The following is a 1,200-nucleotide window of genomic DNA, read 5'->3' as shown; positions in this document are numbered from 1 at the left end:
GTTTACTTGATGATCTCGGAGATGGCGCCAGCGCCGACGGTACGTCCGCCTTCGCGGATAGCGAAGCGGAGACCCTTCTCCATGGCTACCGGCGTGTGCAGCGTAACTTCCAGCTGAACGTTATCGCCAGGCATCACCATCTCGCGGCCCTCAGGCAGCTTCACCGTGCCCGTTACGTCCGTCGTACGGAAGTAGAACTGGGGACGGTAGTTCGAGAAGAACGGAGTGTGACGTCCACCCTCTTCCTTCGACAACACGTAAACCTCGCCCTTGAAGATCGTGTGCGGAGTGATCGAGCCAGTCTTGGCCAGCACCATGCCGCGCTCCACGTCTTCCTTCGCAATACCGCGCAGAAGCAGACCAGCGTTGTCGCCGGCCAGACCTTCGTCCAGCTGCTTCTTGAACATCTCGACGCCCGTGACAACCGTCTTGCGCGTGTCGCGGAAACCAACGATTTCCACTTCCTCGCCAACCTTCACCTTGCCACGCTCGATACGTCCGGTCACCACCGTGCCACGGCCCGAGATCGAGAAGATATCTTCGATCGGCATCAGGAACGGCAGGTCGACCAGGCGGTCAGGCTGCGGAACGTTGTCGTCGACAGCCTGCATCAGCTCGTCGATCTTGGCCTCCCACTCGGCTTCGCCATTCAGCGCGCCAAGAGCAGAACCACGGATCACAGGAACGTCATCGCCCGGGAACTCGTACTTCGACAGAAGCTCGCGAACTTCCATCTCAACCAGGTCGATCAGCTCAGGATCCTCAACCGCATCGCACTTGTTCAGGAACACAACGATGTACGGTACGCCTACCTGGCGAGCCAGCAGAACGTGCTCCTTGGTCTGCGGCATCGGACCGTCGGTCGCAGCCACAACCAGGATCGCTCCGTCCATCTGAGCCGCTCCCGTGATCATGTTCTTGATGTAGTCAGCGTGACCAGGGCAGTCCACGTGAGCATAGTGGCGGTTCGCCGTCTCATACTCCACGTGAGAGGTAGAGATCGTGATACCACGCTCACGCTCCTCAGGAGCGTTGTCGATCGTGTCAAACGAACGGAACGAGTTCTTCGGATTGTGCTTCGACAGAACCTTCGTGATCGCCGCCGTCAACGTCGTCTTGCCGTGATCGATGTGACCAATCGTTCCCACGTTTACGTGAGGCTTAGACCGGTCAAATTTTTCCTTCGCCATCTTGTTCTCC

The 1,200-nt window shown here is 58.5% G+C and carries 1 protein-coding gene; it reads right to left on the bottom strand.

The window, feature by feature from the left end; all coding sequences use genetic code 11:
- Nucleotides 1–2: 2 nt before the first annotated feature.
- Nucleotides 3–1,190 (bottom strand): elongation factor Tu, encoded by a 1,188-nt coding sequence (tuf, locus tag OHL13_RS00005; RefSeq protein ID WP_263408062.1) that lies wholly within the window; start codon nucleotides 1,188–1,190, stop codon nucleotides 3–5.
- Nucleotides 1,191–1,200 lie beyond the last annotated feature (10 nt).

This window comes from Terriglobus tenax, assembly GCF_025685395.1.
Taxonomy (GTDB): Bacteria; Acidobacteriota; Terriglobia; order Terriglobales; family Acidobacteriaceae; genus Terriglobus; species Terriglobus tenax.
Note: the sequence above shows the minus strand (reverse complement) of the source record. Positions and strands in the feature narration are given on the sequence as shown.